General features: G+C 74.0%; 20 protein-coding genes. 15 read left to right on the top strand and 5 right to left on the bottom strand.

Annotation, left to right across the window (positions count from 1 at the left end; genetic code table 11):
* Positions 1 to 212: 212 nt before the first annotated feature.
* Both AFB00_RS36460 and AFB00_RS36455 read left to right on the top strand, forming a co-directional pair.
* Positions 213 to 665, top strand: coding sequence for an IS5 family transposase (locus tag AFB00_RS36460; RefSeq protein WP_083276061.1), 453 nt, complete (start codon positions 213 to 215; stop codon positions 663 to 665).
* The gene (locus AFB00_RS36455) at positions 589 to 1,110 is read left to right on the top strand and encodes an IS5 family transposase (protein WP_442965875.1); all 522 of its coding nucleotides are present in this window, start codon (positions 589 to 591) and stop codon (positions 1,108 to 1,110) included. Before AFB00_RS36460 ends, AFB00_RS36455 begins: the two co-directional genes overlap by 77 nt.
* 165 nt (positions 1,111 to 1,275) lie before the next feature.
* On the opposite strand, the gene AFB00_RS26050 is transcribed toward AFB00_RS36455, so the two are convergent.
* Positions 1,276 to 1,833: an NUDIX hydrolase gene (locus AFB00_RS26050; RefSeq protein ID WP_068799373.1), complete on the bottom strand. Its 558-nt coding sequence runs from the start codon at positions 1,831 to 1,833 to the stop codon at positions 1,276 to 1,278.
* Between the two features lie 122 nt (positions 1,834 to 1,955).
* Between AFB00_RS26050 and dop the strand changes: the two genes are divergently transcribed.
* The 6 genes from dop to AFB00_RS26020 all read left to right on the top strand — a co-directional run bounded on the left by dop (position 1,956) and on the right by AFB00_RS26020 (position 7,285).
* The gene (gene dop / locus AFB00_RS26045; protein ID WP_068800676.1) at positions 1,956 to 3,464 is read left to right on the top strand and encodes a depupylase/deamidase Dop; all 1,509 of its coding nucleotides are present in this window, start codon (positions 1,956 to 1,958) and stop codon (positions 3,462 to 3,464) included.
* A 124-nt stretch (positions 3,465 to 3,588) separates the two neighbouring features.
* Positions 3,589 to 3,786 carry a ubiquitin-like protein Pup gene (locus AFB00_RS26040; protein WP_068799372.1) on the top strand — a complete coding sequence of 66 codons (198 nt, stop codon included), beginning with the start codon at positions 3,589 to 3,591 and terminating at the stop codon, positions 3,784 to 3,786.
* A 185-nt stretch (positions 3,787 to 3,971) separates the two neighbouring features.
* Positions 3,972 to 4,868: a proteasome subunit beta gene (gene prcB / locus AFB00_RS26035; RefSeq protein WP_083275836.1), complete on the top strand. Its 897-nt coding sequence runs from the start codon at positions 3,972 to 3,974 to the stop codon at positions 4,866 to 4,868.
* Between the two features lie 40 nt (positions 4,869 to 4,908).
* Positions 4,909 to 5,724 (top strand): proteasome subunit alpha, encoded by an 816-nt coding sequence (gene prcA / locus AFB00_RS26030; RefSeq protein WP_068799371.1) that lies wholly within the window; start codon positions 4,909 to 4,911, stop codon positions 5,722 to 5,724.
* A 35-nt stretch (positions 5,725 to 5,759) separates the two neighbouring features.
* Positions 5,760 to 6,212, top strand: a complete 453-nt coding sequence (locus AFB00_RS26025; protein ID WP_068799370.1) for an SRPBCC family protein — start codon at positions 5,760 to 5,762, stop codon at positions 6,210 to 6,212.
* Between the two features lie 47 nt (positions 6,213 to 6,259).
* Positions 6,260 to 7,285: an LLM class flavin-dependent oxidoreductase gene (locus AFB00_RS26020; RefSeq protein WP_068799369.1), complete on the top strand. Its 1,026-nt coding sequence runs from the start codon at positions 6,260 to 6,262 to the stop codon at positions 7,283 to 7,285.
* A 7-nt stretch (positions 7,286 to 7,292) separates the two neighbouring features.
* Here AFB00_RS26020 and AFB00_RS26015 read toward each other — a convergent pair whose 3' ends face one another.
* Positions 7,293 to 8,234, bottom strand: a complete 942-nt coding sequence (locus tag AFB00_RS26015; protein WP_068799368.1) for a LysR family transcriptional regulator — start codon at positions 8,232 to 8,234, stop codon at positions 7,293 to 7,295.
* A 73-nt stretch (positions 8,235 to 8,307) separates the two neighbouring features.
* On the opposite strand from AFB00_RS26015, the gene AFB00_RS26010 reads away from it, so the two are divergent.
* Positions 8,308 to 9,252: a DMT family transporter gene (locus AFB00_RS26010; RefSeq protein ID WP_156819724.1), complete on the top strand. Its 945-nt coding sequence runs from the start codon at positions 8,308 to 8,310 to the stop codon at positions 9,250 to 9,252.
* Here the strand turns inward: AFB00_RS26010 and fdhD are convergent.
* Entirely contained in the window at positions 9,222 to 10,049 is an 828-nt protein-coding gene (gene fdhD, locus AFB00_RS26005; protein WP_068799366.1) for a formate dehydrogenase accessory sulfurtransferase FdhD, read from the bottom strand. The genes AFB00_RS26010 and fdhD overlap by 31 nt on opposite strands.
* A gap of 79 nt (positions 10,050 to 10,128) precedes the next feature.
* On the opposite strand from fdhD, the gene AFB00_RS26000 reads away from it, so the two are divergent.
* A complete protein-coding gene (locus AFB00_RS26000) occupies positions 10,129 to 10,926 on the top strand; it encodes a molybdenum cofactor guanylyltransferase (RefSeq protein WP_068799365.1) in 798 nt (265 codons plus the stop codon).
* Between the two features lie 2 nt (positions 10,927 to 10,928).
* On the opposite strand, the gene AFB00_RS25995 is transcribed toward AFB00_RS26000, so the two are convergent.
* Complete coding sequence (locus tag AFB00_RS25995; protein ID WP_231974081.1) at positions 10,929 to 12,071, bottom strand: glycosyltransferase family 2 protein; 1,143 nt, start codon at positions 12,069 to 12,071, stop codon at positions 10,929 to 10,931.
* A gap of 132 nt (positions 12,072 to 12,203) precedes the next feature.
* Here AFB00_RS25995 and AFB00_RS25990 point away from each other — a divergent pair, with 132 nt between their 5' ends.
* The 4 genes from AFB00_RS25990 to AFB00_RS25975 all read left to right on the top strand — a co-directional run bounded on the left by AFB00_RS25990 (position 12,204) and on the right by AFB00_RS25975 (position 18,466).
* Entirely contained in the window at positions 12,204 to 13,388 is a 1,185-nt protein-coding gene (locus tag AFB00_RS25990) for an NAD-dependent epimerase/dehydratase family protein (protein ID WP_068800673.1), read from the top strand.
* Between the two features lie 66 nt (positions 13,389 to 13,454).
* Positions 13,455 to 15,404: a molybdopterin oxidoreductase family protein gene (locus AFB00_RS25985; protein WP_083275834.1), complete on the top strand. Its 1,950-nt coding sequence runs from the start codon at positions 13,455 to 13,457 to the stop codon at positions 15,402 to 15,404.
* Between the two features lie 3 nt (positions 15,405 to 15,407).
* The gene (locus AFB00_RS25980; protein ID WP_068799364.1) at positions 15,408 to 17,312 is read left to right on the top strand and encodes an NAD(P)H-dependent oxidoreductase subunit E; all 1,905 of its coding nucleotides are present in this window, start codon (positions 15,408 to 15,410) and stop codon (positions 17,310 to 17,312) included.
* Positions 17,309 to 18,466 (top strand): 2Fe-2S iron-sulfur cluster-binding protein, encoded by a 1,158-nt coding sequence (locus AFB00_RS25975; RefSeq protein WP_231974080.1) that lies wholly within the window; start codon positions 17,309 to 17,311, stop codon positions 18,464 to 18,466. The genes AFB00_RS25980 and AFB00_RS25975 overlap by 4 nt, the downstream gene beginning before the upstream one ends.
* Here the strand turns inward: AFB00_RS25975 and AFB00_RS25970 are convergent.
* Positions 18,417 to 19,010: a TetR family transcriptional regulator gene (locus tag AFB00_RS25970; RefSeq protein WP_068799363.1), complete on the bottom strand. Its 594-nt coding sequence runs from the start codon at positions 19,008 to 19,010 to the stop codon at positions 18,417 to 18,419. The two genes, AFB00_RS25975 and AFB00_RS25970, sit on opposite strands and share 50 nt — an antisense overlap.
* 50 nt (positions 19,011 to 19,060) lie before the next feature.
* Here AFB00_RS25970 and AFB00_RS25965 point away from each other — a divergent pair, with 50 nt between their 5' ends.
* On the top strand, positions 19,061 to 19,969 hold the full coding sequence (locus tag AFB00_RS25965; protein ID WP_068799362.1) for an SDR family oxidoreductase: 909 nt from the start codon (positions 19,061 to 19,063) through the stop codon (positions 19,967 to 19,969).
* The last annotated feature ends 34 nt before the right edge of the window (positions 19,970 to 20,003 follow it).

Genomic DNA, 20,003 nt, shown 5'->3' with positions numbered 1-20,003 from the left:
CGACGTCGGTCCGGCAGTCCTATCCGGCTGGGGCGCGGCCGTACGTTCCCAGCGCAACCACCTGATCGTCTGCGTGACCGCCTCCGCGGCCCACCTCTCCGACGCGGTGGGCCGCGGGCACGTCGTGGCGGTCCGACTCCCCGTCACCTCACCAGGACTCCCCTAGGGCGTGTCTCCCAGATAGGCGGAGCGGGGTGCGCGATGCTTGATCGGTGCCGCGTACCGCTGTCCTGACTGATGTCCAGTGGGCCCGTCTGGCGCCGCTGTTGCCCTCCTCCGAGGGTCGTCGCGGGTGCCCGTTCCGCGATGACCGCCGGGTGCTCGAGGGGATCATCTACCGGTATCGGTGCGGGCTTCCCTGGCGCGACGTCCCAGCCGAGTTCGGGCCGTGGCAGACGTTGTGGAAGCGGCACCGCCGCTACAGCGGCGACGGCACCTGGGACCACATCCTGGCTGCTCTTCTGGTCGAGGCCGACGCCGCCGAGGTGCTCGGGTGGGCGGTCAGCGTGGACTCCACGATCATCCGTGCCCACCAGCACGCCGCGACCCTCAAGCGCGACACAGGGGGCCGGATCGAACTACACGAATCTGCTCGCCGAACCAGCAGATCACGCGCTGGGACGGTCCCGCGGAGGGCTGTCGACGAAGATCCACCAGCTCGTTGACGGGCACGGCCGCCCGCTGGTGGTCCTCCTCGGCCCCGGCCAGGGCGGCGACTCGCCAATGTTTCCGCACCTGATGGCGCGCCTGAGCATCGCCCGACCGGGCCCGGGACGACCCCGGACCCGGCCCGAACGCGTGCGCGCGGACAAGGCCTACTCCTCACGCGCGATCCGCCGGCACCTGCGCGAGCGCCGGATCATCGCTGTCATTCCGGAGCCCTCTGACCAGCAGGGACACCGCAAACGACGGGGCTCACGCGGTGGCCGACCGCCCGCATTCGATCCGGTCGACTACCGAAACCGCAACGTCGTCGAGCGCGGGTTCTGCCACGTCAAGCAGTGGCGCGGGCTGGCCACCCGTTACGACAAGCTCGCCCTGACCTTCCGCGGCGGCGCCGTCCTGAAGGCGATCGTCACCTGGCTCCGCGCATTGGGAGACACACCCTAGCACGATCTTGCTCCGGGTGGCCAACCCGGCCGCGCTGGTTCGTCGCCGCGCCCACGACTCAAGCTGGGACCGCTCGTCGTCGGTCAGGATGATCCGCGCCGGCTTCGGTCCCCGAGTCGCCATGCCGCAGCCTAACAACCGACAGCGATTTAACAACTCAGGACACTAGACCACGCCTGTCGCGAGCCAGCGACGGGTGATCCAGAGCCCGTCGGGCACCCACGGGTACTCCGGTGTGCCGAGCCGGGCGCGCAGCTCGTCGAGCGTCCACCAGGCGCCCTCGGCGACCTCGGAGGCCTGGTGGCGGACCGGGCCGTCGTGGAACGCCTGGTAGGCGTGCACGTGCGACCGCAGCCCGTGCGGGCCGGTCCCCGGTCCGGTGTCCACGCCGACCGCGGACGCGTCGAACGGCAGCACGAACAGCTTCGTCAGCCCGGCCCCGGTGACGCCCAGCTCCTCGCCGAGCTCGCGCACCGCGCCGTCGTCGGGATCCTCGCCCTCGCCCACGACGCCGCCGGCCCAGCAGTCCCAGAGTCCGGCCATGACCAGCTTCGTGTCGGTCCGGCGGTGCACGTAGATGCGCTCGGAGTCGGTACTGCGCAGCGCGACGGCGGTGGAGGCGTGCCACAGCGAGCGGGCGTACACCTCGCCGCGCTCGGCGGCGCCGGTCGCCCGCCCCGCCGCGTCGAAGACGGTGAGGCGCTCGCGTGCGGGATCGGTCATGCCCGTCGATGATCGATCACCGCCCGTGGCACCGCGCGGCGGGGGTGCGGCACCGGCACCGGCGGCTAGGCTCGGGGGATGCAGTCTCGCGCAGGGGGCCGGTCGTGACGGCCCGCCGGATCATGGGCACCGAGGTCGAGTACGGCATCGCGGTCCCCGGGGACCCGACCGCGAACCCGGTCGTCACCTCCACCCAGGTCGTGCTCGCCTACGCCGCGGCCGCGGACGTACCGCGCAACCGGCGGGCCCGCTGGGACTACGAGGTCGAGTCCCCGCTGCGCGACGCCCGCGGCTTCGACCTGTCCGCCCCGTCGCTGGCCCCGCAGATGGACACCGACCTCGACGACCTCGGCGCCGCCAACGTCATCCTCACCAACGGCGCGCGCTTCTACGTCGACCACGCGCACCCCGAGTTCGCCACCCCCGAGGTGCTGACCCCGCGCGACGTCGTGGTCTGGGACAAGGCCGGCGAGCGGGTCATGCTGGAGGCCGCCGACCGGGCCGCGACGGTGCCCGGCGCCCCGCGGATGCAGCTCTACAAGAACAACGTCGACGGCAAGGGTGCGAGCTACGGCTCGCACGAGAACTACCTGATGGCCCGGTCGACCACGTTCCCGTCGATCGTCACCGGTCTCACCCCGTTCTTCGTCTCCCGCCAGGTGGTGTGTGGTGCCGGCCGGGTCGGGATCGGCCAGCAGGGCGACGAGCCGGGCTACCAGATCGCCCAGCGCTCGGACTACATCGAGGTCGAGGTCGGGCTGGAGACCACCCTCAAGCGCGGCATCATCAACACCCGCGACGAGCCGCACGCCGACGCCGACAAGTACCGGCGCCTGCACGTCATCATCGGCGACGCGAACCTGTCCGAGATCGCCACGCTGCTCAAGGTCGGCACCACCGCGCTGGTGCTGGACATGATCGAGCACGGGCGGTTGTTCGACGACCTGCGCCTGGCCGAGCCGGTGAAGTCGGTCGCGCGGATCAGCCACGACCCGACGCTGCGGGCCACGGTCCCGCTGGCCGACGGCCGGCGGCTGACCGCGTTGCAGCTGCAGCAGGAGTACCTGGCCCGGGCCGTCGCCCACCTCGAGCAGACCGCGGGCGTCCAGCGGGCGGACTGGGACCCCGACACCCGGGAGGTCGTCGAGGAGTGGGAGTCGGTGCTCGCCGACCTCGACCGGGACCCGATGCTCACCGCGGACCGGCTGGACTGGACGGCCAAGCTCAAGCTCCTGGAGGCCTACCGTGAGCGCGACGGGCTGAGCTGGGCGTCCGGCCGGCTCGGCATGGTGGACCTGCAGTACTCCGACGTCCGGCTCGCCAAGGGCCTCTACAACCGGCTGGTGACCCGCGGCTCGATGCGGCGCCTGGTGACCGAGGAGCAGGTCGTGGCGGCGATGACCGAGCCGCCCGAGGACACCAGGGCCTACTTCCGCGGCACCTGCATGGGCCGGTTCCCGGTGGAGGTCGCGGCGGCGTCCTGGGACTCGGTGATCTTCGACCTGGGCCGCGAGTCGCTGGTCCGGATCCCGACCCTGGAGCCGTTGCGGGGCACCCGATCGCACGTCGGCGAGCTGTTCGACGCCGTCGCCACGGCCGAGGAGCTGGTGGACAAGCTCACCGCGTCGTGAACCCCTGCCCGTACGGACGGGGACGCACCGGCTCGTTGCGGGCGAATTTGTCGGGGCCGGTCGGTAGGGTGAGGACGCACCGTGGCCCGGTGCGCGCAGGTGGCGGGGCAGAGGAGGAGACGTCATGTCGCAGGAGCAGACGAAGCGCCAGGGCGGTGGCGACGGCGACGACGAGTCCGGTGACGAGGCGTCCGGCTCGGGTCAGGAACGCCGGGAGAAGCTCGGCGAGGACGTCGACACCATCCTCGACGAGATCGACGACGTGCTGGAGGAGAACGCGGAGGACTTCGTCCGGTCCTACGTGCAGAAGGGCGGCGAGTGACCGCAGTGCGGTCACCGCGGCCGAGCTGACACCGCTCCGGCACTGACACCGGCACTGACACCGATCCGGCACCGTCCGGTACCGCCGCGGCCGGGTTCGCACCGGCGGACCCGGCCGTACCGGGGAGACCGTCGCAGACGGTGGCCCCGGTGCACGCAGCTCGAACGAAAGGCACGTCGAAGCAGATGGAGTTCCGGCCGTCGGTCAGCCCCGGGCTGGTGCCCGGTCACCACACGGGTCAGCTGGGTGCGTTCCTCACCGGCTCGCAGTCGTTCTCGGAGTTCGTCGGGGCCACGGCGCCGCACCTGATGCCCGGTGCGGGCGTGGGCCAGGTCCCGGCGCACGGGACCGCGGGGTCCGCCGCCGACCGGCTCGGGGTGCCGCACGGCACCACGATCATCGCCCTCACCTTCGCCGGTGGTGTCGTCATCGCCGGTGACCGGCGGGCGACCGCGGGCAACGCGATCGCCCAGCGCGACATCGAGAAGGTGTTCGTCACCGACACGCACTCGGCGGTCGGCATCGCCGGCTCCGCGGGCATCGCCCTGGAGATGGTCCGCCTGTTCGGCGTGGACCTGGAGAACTACGAGAAGCTCGAGGGCGTCCAGCTCTCGCTCGACGGCAAGGCCAACCGGCTGGCGGGCATGGTCCGGCAGAACCTGGGTGCGGCGATGCAGGGCTTCGTCGTCGTCCCGCTGTTCGCCGGCTACGACACGGCGGTCGCCGACCCGGCGAAGGCCGGCCGGATCGTCACGTTCGACCCCACCGGCGGGCGCTACGACGAGAACCTCGGCTTCCACGCCGTCGGATCGGGTTCGGTCTTCGCCAAGTCGTCGCTGAAGAAGCTGCACGATCCGGCCGCGGACCTCGACGGCGCGGTGCGGACCGCGGTCGAGGCGCTGTACGACGCGGCCGACGACGACACCGCCACCGGGGGGCCGGACACGGTGCGGCGGATCTACCCGGTCGTCGTGGGGATCACCGCGGACGGCGCGGTCCGCCGCGGCGAGGACGAGCTGGCCGCCGTCGTCGAGCAGGTGATCGCCGGGCGCACCGAGCGCCCCGGTGGCCCCACCCGCTGATCCTCCTCCCGCACGAGCACGAGCCCTGGAGCACCAGACCATGACGATGCCGTTCTACTCCTCCGTCGACCAGCTGCTGCGCGACCGGTCGGAGCTGGCCCGCAAGGGCATCTCCCGCGGCCGCAGCGTCGTGGTGCTGACCTACGCCGACGGGGTGCTGTTCGTCGCCGAGAACCGCTCGACGGCGCTGCACAAGGTCTCCGAGATCTACGACAAGATCGGCTTCGCCGCGGTCGGCCGGTACAACGAGTTCGAGAACCTGCGCACCGGCGGCATCCGGATGGCGGACTTCCGTGGCTTCACCTACGACCGCCGGGACGTGACCGGCCGGATGCTGGCCAACGCCTACGCGCAGGCGCTGGGCACGGCGTTCGTCGAGCAGCAGAAGCCCTTCGAGGTCGAGCTGTGCGTGGCCGAGGTCGGCACCGACTCCGACGGCGACCAGCTCTACCGGATCACCTACGACGGCTCGATCACCGACGAGCCGCGGTTCGTCGTGATGGGCGGGCAGACCGAGCCGATCTCGACGAAGCTCGGCGAGACCTACACCCGCGGGCTGGACCTCGACGCCGCGATCGGGGTGGCGCTCGGCGGTCTGCAGGTGCCCGGTGCGGACCCGGCGACCCCGGGCAACGGGGCCGGGGCGCAGCCCCGGGTGCTCGGCCCGGAGGCCCTGGAGGTCGCGGTGCTGGACCGGGCCCGGCCGCGGCGCACGTTCCGCCGGATCGAGGGGGCGGCGCTGGCGGAGCTGCTCCCGGCGGCGAACCGCGGCACCTCCGAGCCCGAGCCGGAGGTCGCCGGTGGGGACGACGCGCCCGCCGCCGGTGGCGCGCTCGGCGAGGGTGGCGGGTCCTGACCCGCTTCTCCGCCACCACCGCCTCGGAGGCGGTCGTGACCGCCGACCGGGCGGCGGTGTGGCGGGTCCTGACCGATCCGGACATGCTGCCCCAGCTGACGCCGCTGCTGCACCGGATCGACGCCGACGGCGAGCACTGGCGCTGGCACATGGTGCGGCTCGCCGTCATGGGGGTGGGGATCCGCCCGGTGTTCACCGAGCGGATGACCTTCACCGAGGGCACCCGCATCGACTTCACGCACGCCCCGCCGTCGGGCGTCACCGAGTGGGCGGGCGCCGAGGGGTACTACGCGCTGGCCGACGCCGAGCCGGACACCGACGGCGTCCCGGGCACGCACCTCGAGATCTCCCTGACGCTCGACGTCGATCTCCCGCTGTCCCGGCTGGCGGCCCCGGTCGTCACCCGCACGATGCGGGCGACGATGGACGCCACCGGGGACCGGTTCGCCGCCAACCTGCTCCGGCACCTCGACGCCCGTCCCCGCTGAAACCTCCGTTGCTGGAATATTGAACGCTCAACGGAGTTGCACGCGGTATGACTGACATCGTGTTCGGCCTGGACACCTTCGGCGACGTCCCGACCGGTGACGACGGCCGGCTGCTGACCCACCCGGAGGCCATCCGGCAGGTCGTCGACGAGGTCGTGCTGGCCGACGGCGCCGGCGTCGACGTCGTCGCGCTGGGGGAGCACCACCGGCCGGAGTACTCGATCTCGACCCCGGAGACGGTGCTGGCCGGGATCGCCACCCGGACCTCGCGGATCCGGCTCTCCTCCGGGGTCACCGTGCTCAGCTCGGACGACCCGGTGCGGGTGCACCAGCGGTTCGCGACGCTCGACGCGCTCTCCGGCGGTCGGGCCGAGGTGATCGTCGGGCGGGGTTCGTTCACCGAGTCGTTCCCGCTGTTCGGCTACTCGATGGACGACTACGAGAAGCTGTTCGACGAGAAGCTCGACCTGTTCGTCAAGCTGCTCGACGAGCAGCCGGTCACCTGGCACGGGACCACCCGCGCGGGGCTCGACGGCGCCGAGGTGTACCCGCGGACGGGGCACCGGCTCCCGGTCTGGGTGGGTGTCGGCGGCTCGCCGGAGTCGGTGGTGCGCACCGCCCACCACGATCTCGGCCTGATGCTCGCGATCATCGGCGGGCAGCCGGCCCGCTTCGCCCCCTACGTGGACCTCTACCACCGGGCCGTCGAGCAGTTCGGGAACGCACCGAAGCCGGTCGGCATGCACGCACCCGGCTTCGTCGCCGACACCGACGCCGAGGCGCGGGAGATCTTCTTCGCCCCCTACAAGGCGCAGATGGACCGGATCGGTGCGCTGCGCGGCTGGCCGCCGATGACCCGGGAGCGGGCCGAGGCGGAGATGGAGCACGGCGCGCTGCACGTCGGCTCCCCGGAGACGGTGGCCCGCAAGATCGCCGACTCGGTGCGGGCGGTCGGTGCGGGGCGGTTCGACCTGATCTACACGGTCGGTCCGCAGCCGGTGTCCGCGCGGCTGCGCGCGGTCGAGCTGTACGGCACGAAGGTCGTCCCGCTGGTGCGGGAGCTGCTCGCCTGACCGGTGGTCACGGCGGGACCGGAGCGCCCGGTTCCGCCGTGACCCGGGCCGCGACGGTGCGCAGGGCGTCGGCGAGCGCGACCAGCGCGGGGAGCTCGGCGTCGCCCTCGCGGGTCGCCAGCACCAGGGAACGCTCGACCGCGGGCCGGCAGGGCACGAACCGCACGCCGTCGGGCTCGGCGTCGCCACCGGGGACCACTGCCATGGCCGGGACCAGCGCCACGGCCAGGCCGCCCCGGACGAGCGCGATCTGGGTGGCGAAGTCGGCGAACAGGTAGCGCACCTCCGGCTCGATCCCGGCCGCCCGCATCAGCTGCAGCAGTGCCCCGTGGGACTCCGTCCCGACCGGGCAGGAGGCCCACACCTGGCCCCCGAGGTCACGCAGCGACACCGACGCCCGCCCGGCCACCGGGTGCGCTGCGGGGACGGCGAGCATCACCGGCTCGGTGACCAGCGTCGTCACCCGGATCCCGGCCGGCAGCGCGGCGGGATGCTGGGTCCAACTCTCCAGCAGGACCGCGTCCAGGTCCCGGCTCCGCAGCTCCGGGAGCAGGCCGACGCCCTCGCCGTCGGCGACCATCGGGACCAGCCGGGGATGGGTCGAGACCAGGGTCCGCAGCGCGTCGGGCAGCAGCGCCCGCAGCGCGCTGGCGACCGAGCCGATCCGCACCGGCCCGGCGACGTCGTCGTGCAGGGAGGTGAGATCCCGCTCGGCGTCGGCGACCGCGGTGGCGACCACCCGGGTGTGTCCGGCCAGCACGTGACCGGCCGCGGTCAGCCGGATGCCGCGTCCGTCCGGTTCGACCACCCGGATCCCGGCCTCCCGCTCCAGCTTGCGCAGCTGCTGGGTCACGGCCGGGCCGGTGATGTGCAGCGCGGCCGCGGCGGCCCCCACCGACCCGTACTCGGCGACGGCCGCGAACACCCGCAGTCTCTCCCATCCGATCACGCAGCACAGCTTATCGGTATGGCGTAACAACAATCATTAGATCTTCGTGGTTGAATGCGGAACCGTAGTGCTCGTGACCGCGCACCCGACGACCACGACCACCGACCCGCGCTCCGCCGGGATCCTCCTCACCGGGGCGGCGATCCTCGCCTGGACCGGCATCCTCGTCGCACTGGCCGACACCGATCCGGCGACGGCGTCGTTCTGGCGATGTGTGCTGGCCCTGGTCGTGCTGGGGCCGTGGGCCCTGGCCGAGCAGCGCCGCTTCGGCGGGGTGCCGCTCCCGGTCGCCGGGTGGGCGCTGCTGTCCGGTGTGCTGCTCGGCGCGGACTTCCTGCTCTGGACCCGCGCCGTGCTCGACGCCGGGTCCGGCATCGCGAACGTCGTGCTGAACGTGCAGGTCGTGGCGCTGCCGTTGATCGCGTGGATGGTCGCGGGGGACCGGGTGCCGCGGCGGCTGGTCCTGGCCGCACCCGTCCTGCCCGGCGGGATCGCGCTGGCCGGCGGGGTGCTCGGCGCCGGAGCGGGCGGGCCCGAGCCCGTGCGCGGCGCGCTGCTCGGCACGCTCGCCGGGATCGCCTACGCCGGGTTCCTGCACCTGAACCGGACCGCGTCCCGCCGGCGCCCGCGGCACCTGGTCACGCCGGTCGCACTGGCCACCGTGGGTGCCGCGGTGACCTGCGGCACGGTCGGCACGCTGGGCGGGGGCATCGCGGTCGACCTGCCCGCGCACACCTGGGCCTGGCTGATCGTCCTCGCGCTGTCCGGGCAGGTGCTCGCCTGGGTCCTGATCGGCCGGGGCTCGGCCGGGCTCGCCCCCGGGACGACGGCGGCGCTGCTGCTCCTGCACCCGGTGCTGTCGGTCCTGCTCGGGATGCTGGTGCTCGGGGAGACGCTGACCGTCTGGCAGGCCGTCGGCTGCGTGCTCGTCGTCGGGGCGGTCGGCTGGGTGGCCCGGCCGGGGCGCCGCTCCCGGCGCCGGGCCGCTCAGAGCTCGACGCGCTCGGCGCCGGTGTAGACGTTCCCGGTCTCCCCGCGCAGGAACCCGACCAGGGTCATGCCCGACTCGTCGGCCAGCTCGACCGCCAGCGACGACGGCGCCGACACCGCGGCCAGCATCGGCACCCCGGCCATCACCGCCTTCTGGACCAGCTCGAAGGACGCCCGCCCGGACACCATCAGCACGGTGCCCGCGGCGGGGATCCGGCCGTCCATCAGGGTGCGCCCGAGGACCTTGTCGACGGCGTTGTGCCGGCCGACGTCCTCGCGGGCGGCGATCAGCCCGCCGTCGGCGTCGAACAGGCCCGCGGCGTGCAGCCCGCCGGTGGAGCCGAACACCTTCTGGTGCTCCCGCAGCCTCTCCGGCAGCGCCAGCAGGGTGCGGCGCGGGATCCGCAGCGGGTCGGCGGCGGGGGAGTGCCGGGTGCGCAGCCGGACCGCGTCCAGCGATGCCTTGCCGCACACCCCGCACGAGGACGTGGTGTAGAAGTTCCGCTCGATCGAGGTGTCCGGCGGGTCGACGCCGGGGGCGAGGTCGACGTCGAGCACGTTGTAGGTGTTGCGGCCCTGCTCGTCGACCGAGTCGCAGTACCGCGCCGAGGACAGGTCCGCCCCGGACCCGATCACCCCCTCGGTGAGCAGGAAGCCGTGCGCCAGTTCGACGTCGTGCCCCGGGGTGCGCATGGTGACCGTCAACGCCCGGCCCCCGACCCGCAGCTCCAGCGGTTCCTCGGCGACGAGGCTGTCCGGGCGGGCCCGGGTGCTCCCGTCCGGGTTCATCCTCAGCACCGGCCGCCGGACCGTGAGCCGTCCCATCGCACTGCCTCCCTCGCGGCCGCCACGCGTGCGGTGACCGTCCCCCCAGCCTAGGTCGGGTCTCCGTAGGCTCGCCGCCGTGCGTGGGTACGGGGAGCGACGGCCCGCCGCGGCGGTCGTGCTGGCGGGCGGCCGGTCGTCGCGGATGGGCCGGCCGAAGGCGGAGCTGGACTGGCACGGCAGCGCGCTGCTGACCCGGATCGTGGCCCTGCTGGCCCGGGCGGTGGACGGGCCGCTGGTCGTCGTGCGGGCCGCCGGGCAGGCGCTGCCCGCACTGCCCCCGGGCACCCTGGTCCGGGAGGACCCGGTCCCCGGTCTCGGCCCGCTGCCGGCCGTGGGGGTCGGCCTCGCCGCCGTGCCGGGGCACCCGGCGGCGTTCGTCGCGTCCACCGACCTCCCGCTGCTGCACCCGGCCTTCGCGGCCCGGATGCTCGACCGTCTCGACGCGGACACCGACGTCGTGCTCCCGGTCGCGCACGGCCACCACCAGCCGCTGGCCGCGGCGTACCGCACCGCCCTCGCCGGGCCGATCGCGGACCTGACCGCGGCCGGGCGGGGGCGGCCGCCGTCGTTGTTCGCCGGGGTCCGGACGCGCCGGGTCACCGAGGACGAGCTGCGCGCGGACCCGGTGCTGGCCCGGCTGGACCCGCGGCTGGACTCGCTCACCAACGTCAACACGCCGGCGGAGTACGCCGCGGCACTGGCCCGGCCGCTGCCCGCGGTGACCCTGCACGACACCACCGGGACCCGCGTCGTGCGGGCCGCGACGGCGGGGCGGCTACCCGGCCCGGTCCGCCCGGTGGGCCCGGCGCCCGGCGGGGAGCTGCCGGGCTGGTTCCCGCTGGTGCCCGGCGACGAGGTGGTCGCCACCGGCTGAGGTCACTGGTCGCGTCCCTTCCAGCCGGCCCGGCCACGCAGGACCACCCGGGCCCCGTCGGCGAGCACGGCACCGAACACTGCCCCGGCGAGCGGGGCCAGTACCGCCAGTGCCGCCGGGGCCCGGTGGACGCGCATCAGCCGGCCCGTCCGGTCGTGCGCCACCGCGGCGGCCACCCAGCCGAGACCCCCGGTGAGGACCGGCCACGGCCGCCGCCGGCACATCCCGAGCACGACGGCGGCCGGGGGCGCCAGCGACAGGAGCATCTGCCCGAGCCCGCCCCCGGCCAGCACCGGGACGGAACGGCCGGTGGCGGCGACGAGCGTCTTGCGGAACGAGCCCCAGCCCGCGCGGAACGGGTCCAGGCCGGTCGTGGTCACCAGCCCGCCCGCGTCGACCAGGCGGGTCCGTCCACCGGAGTCCCGCACTCTGGTCGCGAGCAGCACGTCTTCGGTGCGGCGGTCCCGCAGGGCGGCCCAGCCGCCGGCCCGCTCCAGCGCGGTGCGCCGGACCAGCAGGCACTGGCCGATCGCGAACGCCCGGCGGCCCCGGCCGTCCGGGTCGGCGTGCTCGCCGATGAACACGATGCCGGTCGGCATCAGCAGCGGCCAGGCGATCGAGCCGCCCGGCGGTGCGGTCCCGGCGGCGGAGACGAGATCCGCACCGGTGCGCCGGGCGGTGGCGACCAGCCGGACCAGGACGTCGGGGGCCAGCAGGGTGTCGGCGTCGACGAAGAGCAGCCACTCCGGCGCCGGGCCGCCGGCGTCGGCGTCGAGGCCCGCCTGCAGGGCGGCGACCTTGCCGTTCCAGCCGGGGGGCGGTCCCGTGCCCCGGACCACCCGGACCCGCGGGTCCGCACCGGCCGCCCGGCGGGCGACGCCCTCGGTGCCGTCGGTGGAGTCGTCGTCGACGACGAGAAGGCGCAGCGTGGCACCGGTCTGTCCGCGCAGCGCCGCCACGCAGGGGCCGATCCGGGAGGCCTCGTTGCGGGCCGGGACGACGACCGTCACGCTCGCCGCCGTACCGGTTTCGTCGGCGGGGGCCAGCGGCGTGATCCTGCGCACCCGCTCCACGGTGGCGGCGGCCCGCCACGCGGTCACCAGTGACGCCGCTGCCAGCACCGATCCGGCCGTTCTCCAGAGCACGACGCCGATCGTGCCGTATCGCGGGACGGTCACCGCACGGGGAACGGGACATCACGGTCCGCCACGACGCCCGGCGGATGATCGACCGAAGGGGTAGAAAACGGACGTGGCCGACTGTCCGGAGGAGTGTCGATGAAGGTTCTCGTTCTGGGTGGCGACGGCTACCTCGGCTGGCCGACGGCGTTGCACCTGTCGGACCGCGGGCACGAGGTGGCGGTGCTCGACAGCGGTGTGCGGCGGGGCTACGACGTGGAGCTCGGGGTGGAGAGCCTGGTCCCCATCCGCAGCCTGGAGGAGCGGGTGGCGGCCTGGGCGGAGGTCTCGGGCACCCGGATCCCGGTCCACCACACCGACCTGCTCGACGCGGACGCCGTCCAGCAGGTGCTCGCGGACCTCCGCCCGGACGCGGTGGTCCACTACGCCGAGCAGCGCTCGGCCCCGTACTCGATGCTCGACCGCGCGCACGCGGTGCACACCCAGCACAACAACGTCATCGGCACGCTGAACCTGCTCTACGCCATCGGTGCGGTCGATCCGGACATCCACCTGGTCAAGCTCGGCACCCTCGGTGAGTACGGGACGCCGGACATCGACATCGAGGAGGGCTGGCTCACCGTCGAGCACAACGGGCGCAGCGACCGGATGCTGTTCCCGAAGCGGCCGGGCAGCTTCTACCACCTGTCCAAGGTGCACGACAGCCACAACATCGAGTTCGCCTGCCGCGCCTGGGATCTGCGCGCGACCGACCTGAACCAGGGCGTCGTGTACGGCCACCACACCGAGCAGACCGCCCGCGACGAACGGCTGGCGACCCGGTTCGACTACGACGCCGTGTTCGGCACGGTGCTCAACCGGTTCACCGTGCAGGCGGTGCTCGGCGAGCCGCTGACCGTCTACGGCTCCGGCCGCCAGACCCGCGGCGTGATCGACATCCGGGACACCGTGGAGTGCATCCGGCTCGCCGTGGAGAATCCGGCGGACCGCGGCGAGTTCCGGGTGTTCAACCAGCTCACCGAGTCCTTCTCGGTCGCGGAGCTGGCCCGGCTGGTGGCCGGCACCCATCCCGGCGGCGCCGAGGTCGTCCATCTCGACAACCCGCGGGTGGAGGCGGACGAGCACCACTACCGCGTGGTGTCGACCGGGCTGCCGGCGCTCGGGCTGCAGCCGCACCTGCTGGCCGACACCCTGCTCGACTCGCTGTTCGACCTCGTCCGGCGGCACACCGGCCGGGTGGACCGTTCCGCGCTGCTGCCGACCGTGCAGTGGCGGCTCCCGGCGCACGCCACGGCGCCGGCCGCGGAGCCTCCGGGACTGTGACGACGGTCTCGTCGTTGCTACGGTGAGGGCGACGCGAGGACCCACCACGTCCCACGGAGGTCGACGATGACCGCCATCCGCCCCCACACGCGCCGCGGCTCCCGCCCGCGCCACGTCCGGCTCACCGAGCCGCTGGTCCGCGAGCACGGCGTGCTGCGCCCCGCCTCCTGGCCGGAGGCCCTGGACCGGGCCGCCGCCGGGTTCCGGGACGTGCCCGGCGAGCGCTTCGGCATGTTCAGCTGCTCGAAGGCGACCAACGAGATGAACTACACCGCCCAGAAGTTCGCCAGGGCGGTGATGGGCAGCAACAACGTCGACAGCTGCAACCGCACTTGACACGCTCCCAGCGTCGTCGGTCTGACGGCGGTGTTCGGTGCCGGCGGCGGCACCTCCTCCTACGTCGAGGCGGAGAACGCCGACCTCCTCGTCCTGTGGGGCAGTAACGCCCGCGAGACGCACCCGATCTTCTTCCACCACGTGCTGCAGGGGCTGCGGCGCGGGGCCCGGATGTTCTCGGTGGACCCGCGGCACACCTCGACCGCGCACTGGGCGGACTCCTGGCTCGGCCTCGACGTCGGCACCGACATCGCGCTCGCCAACGCCGTCGGCCGGGAGATCATCCGGGCCGGGCTGGTGAACCGGACCTTCGTGGAGCGTTCCACCACCGGCTACGACGACTACGCCGCGGCCGTCGAGCCGTACACCCTGGAGCGGGCCGAGGAGATCACCGGCGTACCGGCGTCGTCGATCCGGGAGCTGGCGCACGCCTACGGCCGGGCCGACCGCGCCCAGATCTGCTGGACGCTCGGGATCACCGAGCACCACAACGCCGCCGACTACGTGTTCGCGCTGATCAACCTGGCCCTGCTGACCGGCCACGTCGGCCGCTACGGCTCCGGGCTGGTCCCGTTGCGCGGGCAGAACAACGTGCAGGGCGGCGGGGACATGGGCGCCATCCCGGCGAAGCTGCCCGGCGGCTACGACGTGTCCGACGACGACGCCAGGGCCCGGTTCGAGGCGGTCTACCGCGGCCGGCCGATCCCGCCGGCCAAGGGCATGCACCTGTCGGAGATGTTCGAGGCCATGGAGCGCCGCGAGCTGACCGCGCTGTACTGCATCGGGGAGAACCCGGCCGAGTCCGAGGCGAACGCCACCCACGCCCGGAACCTGCTGCGCGGCCTGGACAACCTCGTCGTGCAGGACATCTTCCGGACCGCGACCGCCGAGCTCGCCGACGTCGTGCTGCCCGCGGCCGCGGACTGGTGCGAGTACGAGGGCACCGTCACCAACTCCGAGCGGCGGGTGCAGCGGGTCCGCAAGGCGCTCGACCCACCCGGCCTGGCCCGCCCGGACACCCACGTCATCGGCGACATCGCCCGGCGGCTCGGGCAGGACTGGGGCACCCCGACCGCCGAGCAGGTCTGGGACGAGCTGCGCTCGGTGTCACTGAACTGGCACCACGGGATGAGCTACGCCCGGCTCGACGAGCTCGGCGGCATCCAGTGGCCGTGCCCGGACGAGGAGCACCCGGGTACCCCGCTGATGCACGCCCGGCTCTGGGAGACCGATCCGGACCTGCGCGGCGCGCCGGCACCGTTCACCCCGGTCGCGCACGTCCCACCGGTTGACGAGCTGTCCGCGGAGTTCCCGGTCCGGCTCACCACGGTGCGGCTGCTCGACGCCTACAACTCCGGGGTCCAGACCGGTGGCTACTCCTCCCCGCTGCGCCGCAGGGAGTCGCTGCGGATGGACGCCGCCGACGCCGCGCACCTCGGCATCGCCGACGGCGACCGGGTCCGGGTGACCAGCCGGCGCGGCTCGGTCGAGGCTCCGGTGTGGCTGGACCCGTCGCTGCGGCCCGGGCTGGCCTCGTTCACCCCGCACTTCACCGAGGAGGTCGACGTGAACGTCCTGACCAACGACGCGTGGGACCCGAAGTCGGGCACCTCGGAGTTCAAGGCGACCGCGGTGCGGATCGAGCGGGTGGCCGGCGGCACGCCGGTCGCCGGGGAGTAGCCGATGGACCTGCACCTGTCCACGGCCGAGCCCGCCGCGGCCGAGCGGGAGGCGATCGACGCCGCCTTCGCGTTCCACGCCCCGGCCGCGGCCGGGCTCACCGCCGACGACCGGCCGACCCGGTCCCGGCACGCCGGGCACGCCGCGCGGTCCCGGCGGCACCTGCTGCTCCCGGTGCTGCACGCCGTGCACGACGCCGTCGGGTGGCTCTCGGAGGGAGCGCTCAACCACGTCGCGCGGACCCTGCAGGTCCCGCCGGCCGAGGTCTACGGCGTCGCGACCTTCTACGCCATGTTCGCGGTGGAGCCGCGGGCCCCGCGGGTCGTGCACGTGTGCGACGACGTCGTCTGCGGGCCGAACGGCGGCGAACGGATCGCCGCGGAACTCGGCGCGGCGCTCGGGCCGGAGGCCGGCGCCGGGGCCACCGACCGGCCGGACGCCTGCTGGGTGCGCAGCCCCTGCCTGGGGCTGTGCGAGCGGGCACCGGCGGTCCTGCACCAGCGGGCCGGCGAGCCGGACCTGTCGCAGGCGCCGGCGTCGCCGTCCGTGGTGCTCGCGGCGGCGACCGCACCGGCCGACCCGGCCGGTGCGCAGGCGGCGGCGGCCGACCGGGCGTTCGCCGACGCCGCGGTCTCGGCCCCGCAGACCACCACCGGCGAGCCGCTGCGGCTGCTGCGCCGGGTCGGGACCGTCGACCCGGGATCGCTCGACGACTACCGGTCCCGCGGCGGCTACGCGGCCCTGCGCCGGGCGGTCGACCTGGGGCCGAGCCGGGTGATCGCGGAGCTGAAGGACTCGTCGCTGACCGGACGGGGCGGCGCGGCGTTCCCGACCGGCGTCAAGTGGGAGAGGGTCGCGCAGTCCCCGGAGCGCCCGCACCACCTGGTCTGCAACGCCGACGAGTCCGAGCCGGGCACGTTCAAGGACCGGGTGCTGATGGAGGGTGACCCGTTCGGCCTCGTCGAGGCGATGACGATCGCCGGCTTCGTCACCGGCGCGACCGTCGGGCACCTGTACGTGCGCGGCGAGTACCCGCTCGCCACCCGCCGGCTGCAGGACGCGATCTCGGCCGCCCGTGCCCGCGGCTACCTCGGGCCGGACGTGCTGGGGGAGGGTTTCGCCTTCGACATCGACCTGCGGCGCGGCGCGGGCGCCTACATCTGCGGCGAGGAGACGGCACTGCTGGAGTCGATCGAGGGCCGCCGCGGGGAGCCCCGGAACAAGCCGCCGTTCCCGGCCTCGGTCGGGCTGTTCGGCAGGCCCACGGCGATCAACAACGTCGAGACGCTCTACAACGTCCTCGAGGTCCTGAACATCGGCGGGGAGGCGTTCGCCGCGGTCGGCGGCGGCCGTTCCACCGGGTCGAAGCTCTTCTGCGTCTCCGGCGCGGTGGCGGCGCCCGGCGTCTACGAGGTGGACTTCGGCACGACGCTGCGCCGGCTCCTGGACCTCGCGGGCGGCGTCCGGGGGTCGCTGCGCACCGTGCTGCTCGGCGGCGCCGCCGGTGGTTTCGTGCTCCCGGCCGATCTCGACGTCCCGCTCACCCTGGAGGGCGCCCGCGACATCGGCGCGACCCTCGGTTCCGGGGTCGTCCTCGTGTTCGACGACCGCGCCGACCTCACCGCGACGCTGCGCCGGATCGCCGCGTTCTTCCGCGACGAGTCCTGCGGGCAGTGCGTGCCCTGCCGGGTGGGCACCGTCCGGCAGGAGGAGGCGCTGGCCCGGCTGGAGCGCGACGCGCCGATCGGGTCCCGGGAGACCGAGCTGGCCCTGCTCGACGACCTGGCCAGGGTCATGCGGGACGCCTCGATCTGCGGGCTCGGCCAGACCGCCCCGTCGGCCGTCGCGTCGGCGATCGACCTGGGCCTGATCGCGGTGCCCACCCGACACCAGGAGGACGGGCGATGACGACCACCAGCGTCCCCGGGGCCGACGGCGCTCCGGAGGCCGACGCGGCGACCGGACGTCCGGGGACCGAGACGCCGGGCCCCGGGCCCGCGGCCGGTGAGCGGACGGCCGAGCTGCGCCCGCCCGCCGGGCGGGGACCGGTCGGGGTCACCGTCGCCGATCCGGCGGGATCCGCCCCCGGCCCGGCCGAACGGCTGGCCGGCGGGCCGGTGCTGCTCGGCCCGATCCGGCGCACGGTCACCCTGACCCTGGACGGCACCGAGGCCCGGGTCCCGGAGGGCACCACGATCCTGGAGGCGCTGCACCGCGAGGGGACACCGGAGCAGGCCGACACCCCGACCCTGTGCTGGGCACCCAACATGGACCCGGTCAACGCCTGCCGGGTCTGCGTGGTGGAGGTGGAGGGCTCCCGGGCGCTGGTCCCGTCGTGCGCCCGCCGCTGCGAGGACGGCATGGAGGTGCGGACCGGCACCGAGAAGGTGCGGCACAGCCGAAGGATGGTGCTGGAGCTGCTGGCCTCGTCGGTGGACATGGACCGGGCGTCCGCCGACGTGCAGCGCTGGATGGGGGACTACGGCGTCGATCCGCAGCGGTACGGGCCACCGGCACCGCCCGCCGCGGCGGGGGAGCGGGACCGCCGCCACGCCGGGCACCACCGGGCGCCCGACGGCAGCACCCGGGCCACCGTCGCCCAGCCCGTGAAGATCGACAACGACCTCTACGTGCGCGACTACTCGCGGTGCATCATGTGCTACAAGTGCGTCAACGCCTGCGGGACCGACGCCCAGTTCACCTTCGCCATCGCCGCGGCCGGCCGCGGGTTCGACGCCCGGATCGCCACCGAGCACGACGTCGAGCTGCCCGGGTCGGCCTGCGTGTACTGCGGGAACTGCATCGGCGTCTGCCCGACCGGCGCGCTGGTCTCGGTCGCCGAGTACGACCGGCGCGAGGCGGGGCGGTGGCGTCCGGACGAGGAGACCGTGACGACCACGATCTGCGCGTTCTGCGGGGTCGGCTGCAACCTGGAGCTGCACGTCCAGCAGGGCGAGATCGTGAACGTGACCAGCCCGGCCGACCACTCGGTGGCCCACGGCCACCTGTGCATCAAGGGCCGGTTCGGCTTCCGGCACGTGCAGAACCTGCCGGAGGGCTGAGCACCCGGTCCAGGAAGCCGGTCAGCTCCCGCTCGACGTGGGCGGTCACCGGCTCCCGGGGGTCGAAGCCCCACCAGGTGAGCGTCCCCTGCCAGTAGGTGGCGACGACGTCGCCGAGCCCCGGCGGCCCGCCCAGGCAGGCGTCGAGCACCTCGGCCAGCGCGCCGCGCCACGCGGTACCCCGGCGGCGGGACTCCGGGTCGATCAGGTCCTCGCGCAGGACCAGCAACGCGTCGGCGTAGTCGTCGATCCGGTCGCCGTACTGCGCGGAGAGCCCGACCAGGAACGTCACGGCGCCGGCCGGGGTGCGGTCCACCTCGGCCGCCAGGCTGGCGGTCCGGTGTTCCAGCCGGTCCCAGGCGTGCAGCAGCACCCGGCGCAGCAGTGCGGGCTTGCTCCCGAAGCGCTGCACGAGCGTCGCCGGGGCCAGCGCGCTCGCCTCGGCCAGCGCGGCGAACGTCAGTGCCTGCGGGCCGCGGGTGTGCAGCACGTCGAGGGCGACGTCGAGGACGTCGGAGTCGGGGACCTGCTTGCGGCGGGGCACCCCGGCATCGTATATAAACGAATGCACGTTCACAAACGAGGGAGGACCTCATGGGACTGTCCGGACGGGTGGCGCTGGTCGCCGGGGCGACCCGGGGAGCCGGTCGCGGGATCGCTGTCGAGCTGGGTGCGGCCGGTGCGACCGTCTACTGCACCGGTCGCAGCACCCGCGCGCAGCGCTCCGAGTACGACCGCGCCGAGACGATCGAGGACACCGCGGACCTGGTGACGGCCGCCGGTGGCACCGGTATCGCGGTGCCCACCGACCATCTCGACCACGGGGCGGTCGCGGCGCTCGTCGAGCGGATCGAAGGCGACCACGGCCGGCTCGACGTGCTGGTGAACGACATCTGGGGCGGCGAGCTCATGGTCGAGTGGGACACCCCGGTGTGGGAGCACGATCTCGCCAACGGCCTGCGCACCCTGCGCCTGGCGATCGACACCCATCTCGTCACCGCGCACCACGCACTGCGGCTGCTGTCCCGCACGCCGGGCGGCCTGGTCGTCGAGGTCACCGACGGCACCGCCGAGTACAACGCGGAGAACTACCGGCTCAACGTCTACTACGACCTCGCCAAGGCCGCCCCGATCCGGCTCGCCCGGTCCTGGGCGCACGAGCTGCGCGAGCACGGGGGCACCGCCGTCGCGGTCTCGCCGGGCTGGCTGCGCTCGGAGATGATGCTGGAGCTGTTCGGGGTGACCGAGGAGACCTGGCGCGAGGCCTGCGCGCGGGAGCCGCACTTCGCGATCTCCGAGACGCCACGGTTCGTCGGGCGCGGGATCGCCGCGCTCGCCGCGGACGGGGACCGGCACCGCTGGAACGGCCGGTCGACGTCGTCGGGCGAGCTGGCGCGCGAGTACGGCGTCGACGACCTCGACGGGTCGCGGCCGGACGCCTGGCGCTACATCGTGGAGGTGCAGGACGCGGGGAAGCCGGCGGACGTCACCGGGTATCGCTGAGCAGGGCCTGCTCAGCGGGTCCGGCGCCACCAGT

Source organism: Pseudonocardia sp. HH130630-07, from assembly GCF_001698125.1.
In the GTDB taxonomy this organism is placed as follows: Bacteria; Actinomycetota; Actinomycetes; order Mycobacteriales; family Pseudonocardiaceae; genus Pseudonocardia.
Note: the sequence above shows the minus strand (reverse complement) of the source record. Positions and strands in the feature narration are given on the sequence as shown.